Below are 7,021 nucleotides of genomic sequence, written 5' to 3'. Positions count from 1 at the left end.
CAGTCGATGCCGACAGCCTCGCCCAGATGGGTGAAGGCGCGGGTCAGCGCGATCTCGTCCATCTTCAGGCGACCGGCGAGCGCGGCGATGCCGACCGCACCATCCAGCTTGAACAGGCCGGCGGTACGCACGGCCAGCATGTCCGGTGCGCCGAGCGAGAGCAGGCGATCGGTAACGGCGGTGACACGGCGCAGCGCTTCGCTGGTGAGCAGGTCATCGACCTGATTGGCGAGTGTTTCGACGCCCTTGGCCAGGATCGCATGGCCGGCGTCCGGCAGGGTGCCGGCCGGCACGCTGCGCAGGATATCGGCGATCTGTGCACGCATGCCGCTGGCGATGTCGCCGAACAGGGCCAGGCGGGCGGCTTCCGACATGTCGGCCGCGTCGATATCCGCCCACAGGGTGCGGATGTCGTAGAGACGCTCAGCGATCAGGAAGGCGCTGGCGAGATCGGCGAGCGAGCAGCCCTCTTCTTCCGCCAGTTCGAAGGGATGGATGATGCCGAGGCGGTTGACGATGCGGTTCGCAACCTTGGTGGCGATGATCTCCTTCTTGAGCGCATGGGCCGCGATCGCATCGGCTTCCTTCTCCTGCATCGCGGCAGGGAAGGCGGCGGCCAGTTCCGCGCCCATGCTGGGATCGGTCGCGAGGTCGCCATGTTCGATCGCGTCCTGTAGCGCCAGCTTGGCGGTGGAGAGCAGCACGGCGAGTTCGGGGCGGGTGAGGCCCTGGCCATCCTGACCACGCCGCAGCAACTGGTCATTGGCGGCCAGCCCTTCGACCTGGCGGTCGAGACGGCCGGTTTCCTCGAACGTCTCGATCAGCCGGACATAGGAGGCAAGGTCCGCCGCGCCGCCGCTTTCGGCGATCGACAGGCCGAGCGCCTGAAGCCGGTTATCCTCCAGCACGATCGCGCCGACCGCGTCGGTCATGCTTTCGAGCAGGGCGTTGCGCTTGTCGAAGGGCAGGCGGCCTTCCGCCATTTCCTTGTTCAGCGCGATCTTGATGTTGACCTCATTATCCGAGCAGTCGACGCCGGCACTATTGTCGATGAAGTCGGTGTTGATGCGCCCGCCATGCAGCGAGAAGGCGATGCGCCCGGCCTGTGTGGTGCCAAGGTTCGCGCCTTCGCCCACCACCTTGACGCGCAGCTGTTCGGCATTGACGCGCAGACGGTCATTGGCCGGGTCGCCGACATCGCCATGGCTCTGCGCGGCGGCCTTCACATAGGTGCCGATGCCGCCGAACCACAGCAGGTCGTTGGGGCTCTTGAGGATGGCGGAGATGAGCGCGGTCGGCTCCATCTCGCTCTCGGTCACGCCCAGGATTTCCTGAACCTGCGGGGTGAGCGGGATCTTCTTGAGGCTGCGGGCGAACACGCCGCCGCCTTCGGAGATCAGGCCCTTGTCATAATCCTCCCAGCTGGAACGGGGCAGGGCGAACATGCGGTTGCGCTCTTCCCAGCTCTTGGCCGGATCGGGATTGGGGTCGAGGAAGATGTGACGATGGTCGAAGGCGGCGACCAGCTTGATCGCCTTGCTGAGTAGCATGCCGTTGCCGAACACGTCGCCCGACATGTCGCCACAGCCCACGACCTTGACCGGTTCGCTCTGCACATCGACGCCCATTTCGGCGAAGTGACGCTGGACGCTGATCCAGGCGCCCTTGGCGGTGATGCCCATCGCCTTGTGGTCATAGCCGTTGGAACCGCCGCTGGCAAAGGCGTCGCCCAGCCAGAAGTCCCGCTCCAGCGCGATCGCATTGGCGACGTCGCTGAAGGTCGCGGTGCCCTTGTCGGCGGCGACCACGAAATAGGGATCGTCGCCGTCGCGCACCACCACCTGGGCGGGGTGCTTCACCTTGTTCTTCACGATATTGTCGGTGATCGACAGCAGGGTGCGGATGAAGATGCGATAGCTTTCCGTGCCTTCGGCGAACCAGGCGTCGCGGTCGACCTGCGGATTGGGCAACTGCTTGGGGTAGAACCCCCCCTTCGCGCCGGTCGGCACGATGACAGCGTTCTTGACACGTTGCGCCTTCATCAGGCCCAGGATTTCGGTGCGGAAATCGTCGCGCCGGTCGGACCAGCGCAGGCCGCCACGGGCGACCGGGCCGGCGCGCAGATGGATGCCCTCGACGCGCGGGCTGTAGACCCAGATTTCCCGCCAGGGCAGCGGCGCCGGCAGGCCGGGGACGAGGGCGCTGTCGATCTTGAACGCCAGCGCCTCGGCCGCAGCCGGGGCATAGAAGTTGGTGCGCAGCGTCGCGGTGATGACGGCGCGGATCAGGCGCAGCACGCGATCCTCGTCGATCGAGCTGACCTGTTCCAGGCCCGCGTCGATCTCCGCCTGGATGGCGGTCGCCTTGTCGCTGCCGTCCTGCGCGGCGGGATCGTGCAGCGCTTCGAACAGGGCGACGAGGTTGCGGGCGACGCCCTGTTCACGGCGCAGCGTGTCGGCGAAGGTCGCCATGCCAAAGGCGGTGCCGGTCTGGCGCAGATAGCGGAACAGCGCGCGGAACAGCACGACCGCGCGCGGCGCAAAGCCGGCGGTGACGATCAGTTCGTTGAACCTGTCATTTTCGGCTACGCCTTCGATCACCTGGGCGATCGCCTCGGTCACCACTTCGGCGCGGTCGACCACCGCCTGGGCGTCACCGCCGGCCGGCAGTTCCAGCACGAAGCGCTGGACATGGCCAAGCGTGCCGCCGTCGATCGCCGTGGTCATCTCGTCGATCACGCGGAAGCCGAAATTCTCGAAGGCGGGGACGACTTCGGACAGGGCGATCGCGTCATGGCTGTAGAGCTTGAGGCGCAGCCGTTCGGCGCTGTCTTCCGGGTTGCGATAGATGCGGATCGACTTGTCGCCCGGACCCGACAGGCCGTGGATCAGGCGGATATCGACCGCTGCCTCGACCGGGCCGGCGCCGTTGCGATAGGCCATCGGGAAGCCGGGGGCGAAGCGCTGGGCCAGCGCCGCGGCGCGGCCGGCTTCCTCGCTTTCGGCCAGCGCTTCCTCGACGGCGGGCAGCCAGCCGCGCACCATCTGCTTGAGCTGGCGATCGAGCGCGGCGTCATCGGGCACGACGCCGCCATCGCGCAGGTCGAGGGTGATGCGCAGCAACGCCAGGCCACCTTCCTCCAGCGCGATCGACCAGCTCAATACCGGGCCATTCGCCGCCTTGGCCAGCATGTCCTGGATCGCGACGCGGCGTGCGGTCGACAGTTCGTCGCGCGGCAGCCAGACAAAAGCATAGAGGTGACGGGCGAGCGCGCTGGTGGCGAGCACCAGCTTGGGGCGCGGCCGGTCGGTCAGCGACATGAAGGTCAGCGCCAGATGCTCCAGCGTGTCGCGCTCGAAGCCGATCAATATGTCATGCGGCAGGGTGGTGAGCGCATGGGCCAGCGTCTTGCCGGCATGGCCGGCCGGATCGAAGCCATATTTGTCCATCAGCGCCGACAGCGCCGAGCGCAGCAGCGGCACCTTTTCCGGCGAGGCGGCGAGCGCCGCACTGGTCCACATGCCGGCGTGGATCGACAGGCCGGTGACGCTCTTGCCCTCGCGCACCGGCAGGATGATGAGGTCCAGCAGAACGCCGCGATGGACGCGCGAGAGGATGTTGGACTTGATGATGAGCGGGCTGCGCTTGCCTTCCTCGAACCAGGTGAAGGCGGCCTCGCGCGAGGCCGGCGCGATCATCGGCTTGTCACGCAGCGCGCAGATGCCCAGCCGCTCTTCCGAGGTGCCGACGCGGCTGCACAGTTCATGGCCGATCTGGGTGAAATGGCCCGCGAGGAACCAGCGCAGCAGCGCAGCGCCTTCATCGTCGGTGACGGCATTGGCGTCGGCCGACATGGCTTCCTGCATGCGCGGCCAGTCGCGCACGGCGACGCGAACGTCGGCCAGCGTGTCTTCCAGCGCCTTTTCGAGCGCGCGGCGGGCCTTTGCGTCGGCCCGGTCGGCCTCGATATAGATCATCGATTCCCGCAATGCGCCGGGCGCATCATCGTCCAGGATCGCGGACAGGGTGCCATCGGCGCCGCGCGATATCGACAGAACGGGGTGGAGCAGCCGGTGGATGCTGATGTCTGCCGCCGCGAGCGTGGTGGCGATCGAATCGACCAGGAAGGGCATGTCGTCATTGATCAGCGCGATCCGCATGAAGCGGCCGGTGGCGCCTTCGCCCAGCGTCTCGATCGCGATACCGGGCTGGCCGGCCTTGCGCGCATTGGCGGTGCGACCCAGGAAGGCCGCAGCGGCGGCGATGGCCGCCTGATCAAATCCCTCGCTCTCGCCGGGCAGGGCGCCCTTTGCCAGGACGCCTTCCAGCGCCGCGCGAACAGTTGAATCGACTTCCTTGATATTGGGATCAGCCAGCGCCGTCATTCGCCTACCTCTTAGCCGCGGGGAAATGTCCCGCCGTTGCCGAAACGGAGGAGGCGCTGGAACACCGCCAGACGACTCCTTGTCCTAGGGGCATCTATATGCCCCTCTCACCGGATCGTCTCAAGTATTGGTCGAAATAAAATTTCGCGCGCGTGAAATATTATGATGCAGCGCAGCATGGTCGGGCCGCCCGTTACTGGCGGATATCGATGTCCGGAAGGCATGGCCCGAAGAGCAGGCATGCCCCTATGCACTTGGAAAGCCGCGATGTCACCCCAAGATGGCGCGTTTACGCCACGGCTGGGGGGGGGGCTGAAGCAAGATCTCAGTCGGCGGCGGCCAGGATCACGCGCTGGCCCAGGTCCGATCCTTCAGGCAGTGCGCCGACGATCGCCAGCGTGCCATCGGCCTCGCGCCGGGCGACGACGACGGCCAGGCCATCATTGTCGGTGGCGACGGCCAGCGGATCGAGCGCGGTGGCGCATTTCATCGTGTCGCGGGCGGTCTGGCGCTTGTCGGGGCGGGCGGGCATGTCCGCCCGGCGGGCGGCGCGCTCGTCGCGGACCAGGGCCTTGAGACCACCATCATAACCGGCCAGATAAGCGGCGAAGCTGCCGACCGGCAGGCTGGCGGTCGCGGCATGATCCAGCGCGGTCGCATATTCGGTGATGCGCGTCTTGTCATAGGTGGCGCCGAAGACCAGCTTGATGACGGCGGTCATCGGGCTGCGCGCCTGGGCCTTGATGCCATAATCTTCCAGCAGTTCGGCATATTCCTCGGCCGAACGGCGGGTCACCAGCGCGAAATCATAAGCGAGGCCGATCGCGCGATAGAGGGCGGCATGGCTGCGCGCCTCGCTGGTGCGGGCCTTTTCCGCGCCCTCGCGGGCGAGCGCCAGCCAGTCGGCGAGCGGCGCATCCTCGGTCGGCATCTCCATGCCGGCCAGGTCCAGTACGTCGTCATCCTCGTCCGCGCCCGGACCATCGGCCCAGATCGGCGCATCGCTGCGCGCCGGGGGATTGTGCAGCAAATTGGTGTCGACCTCGCGCTCGATCGCGACCGACAAGGCGTGGCTGGCCATTTCCTTCCAGTTGATCACGCCGAACACGAAGTCGATCGAATCGCCCTGCGCGGAAAAGGGCATCAGGATGCCGCGATAGAGAATCTCGCGGCCGCGCTGGTTGATGAACTCCGCCTCGAATCCGATCGGCGCGGCATTGGCGATGATCTGGAGATAATGATCGGTCAGGCGCGACAGCAGCGAACGGGCCGGAACATCGGCGATATGGCCGATCGGCCCCTCGATCTCGCATTCCTGACGCAAGGCCGAGCCGAGATAGACGATCGCGGGATTCTCGATGCCGGCGGTGAAATCGAGCAGCACGCTATAGGGGCCGAAATCGTCCATCTGATCGGGCGAGAGATCCTCGATCAGGGGCAGGGCGCGATCGCCCAGCAGCGACGCCCAATAATTATAGGCGCGCACCTGCATGCGCCGTTCCTCATATCCCACGGCGAGCGGACGGTCGATCGCGGCATCACCGGGATATTCGAAATCGTCCTGGTCGTTGGCGACGTCATGCCCCCGCAGAATGTCCATCCGGTCGGTCCTTGGAACAGAGAATAAGCGACTTTGCGCAAGGCTGTGCCACGGGGATGGTAAACATGCCGTAAATTCGCGTGCAAAAGCGGATGGATGGCGCGCAATATCGGTCGATTGTGCTGCGGCGGCAGGGGCGGGGGCAAGAAAGTGCATTTGGGCGCTTGTCCAATCGCTCGACCGCTGTTATCTGCCCGCGCCAGTGCCGCTTTAGCTCAGTTGGTAGAGCATCGCATTCGTAATGCGAGGGTCACGTGTTCGAGTCACGTAAGCGGCACCAGGCCTTCTTCCCATAACGTCCAAAAACGTTGATTTTCTGCGGGTTCCGAGAGATTCTATCTTTCTCGGTGGTCTCGCTTTGTTCCAAGAAATGCCCCCAGATTTCGTTAAATTGGGGGCAGAGTTGGGGGCACTGCGGTGGGAAAAAGAGGAATGCCCCCAAATGGCTCTCAAAGCCGCAGAAATCCGTGCTTTTCCGGCACTCGTCTAAGCTTATCGCAAAACAGACGAAAAAGGACTCTATCTTGAGATTCGCCCCAATGGCGCGAAGCGATGGTTTTTCAAATATCGTGTACTAGGAAGCGAGAAGCGCCTCACGCTTGGAGACTGGCCTGAAGTGTTAGCGTCCGCGCTCGTGGTGTAATTTCCGGTGTAGATTGAGGTGATCGCATGGGGTTGGGCATGCCCAACCCCATGCGATTTCGAACTCGGTGGCCACCGGGCTCATCGGTAAGGTGGAGTTACCACACCTCACACGCCCACCGAGGAGTTGATCGGGATGACCGACGACAGACTACCGCTTGCCGAACTGATGGCGAAGACGGGAGATGGAGATTTCCTGCGTACGATCGACGAGAGCGTATTGCAGATCCTTATGGAGGCCGATGTCGACGGCCTGGTCGGCGCTGGTCGCGATGAACGATCGGGCGAACGGACGACCTGGCGCACTGGCTACCGCGACCGCAGTGTCGATACCCCGGTCGGCACGCTCAACCTCAAAATCCCCACGCTGCGGAGCGGCCCCTACTTCCCCGGC

General features: G+C 65.0%; 3 protein-coding genes, 1 tRNA gene and 1 pseudogene. 3 read left to right on the top strand and 2 right to left on the bottom strand.

Going from position 1 to position 7,021, the window contains the following annotated elements; all coding sequences use genetic code 11:
* Nucleotides 1-4,385: NAD-glutamate dehydrogenase (locus AC13EK_RS00170; protein WP_483021944.1), on the bottom strand; the 4,385-nt coding region annotated here is incomplete at its 3' end.
* Between the two features lie 325 nt (nucleotides 4,386-4,710).
* Nucleotides 4,711-5,985 (bottom strand): PAS domain-containing protein, encoded by a 1,275-nt coding sequence (locus tag AC13EK_RS00165; protein WP_069336669.1) that lies wholly within the window; start codon nucleotides 5,983-5,985, stop codon nucleotides 4,711-4,713.
* A 204-nt stretch (nucleotides 5,986-6,189) separates the two neighbouring features.
* Between AC13EK_RS00165 and AC13EK_RS00160 the strand changes: the two genes are divergently transcribed.
* From AC13EK_RS00160 to AC13EK_RS00150, 3 genes and pseudogenes are all read left to right on the top strand, one after another.
* A tRNA-Thr gene (locus AC13EK_RS00160) sits at nucleotides 6,190-6,265 on the top strand.
* A 231-nt stretch (nucleotides 6,266-6,496) separates the two neighbouring features.
* A pseudogene (locus AC13EK_RS00155) lies at nucleotides 6,497-6,628 on the top strand (Arm DNA-binding domain-containing protein); the annotation flags it as partial.
* Between the two features lie 135 nt (nucleotides 6,629-6,763).
* Nucleotides 6,764-7,021, top strand: a 258-nt coding sequence (locus tag AC13EK_RS00150) for a transposase (protein WP_483021943.1), incomplete at its 3' end; no start/stop codon positions are given.

This window comes from Sphingobium sp. L-44 (assembly GCF_056859495.1).
This window is presented reverse-complemented; position numbering and strand designations above follow the sequence as displayed.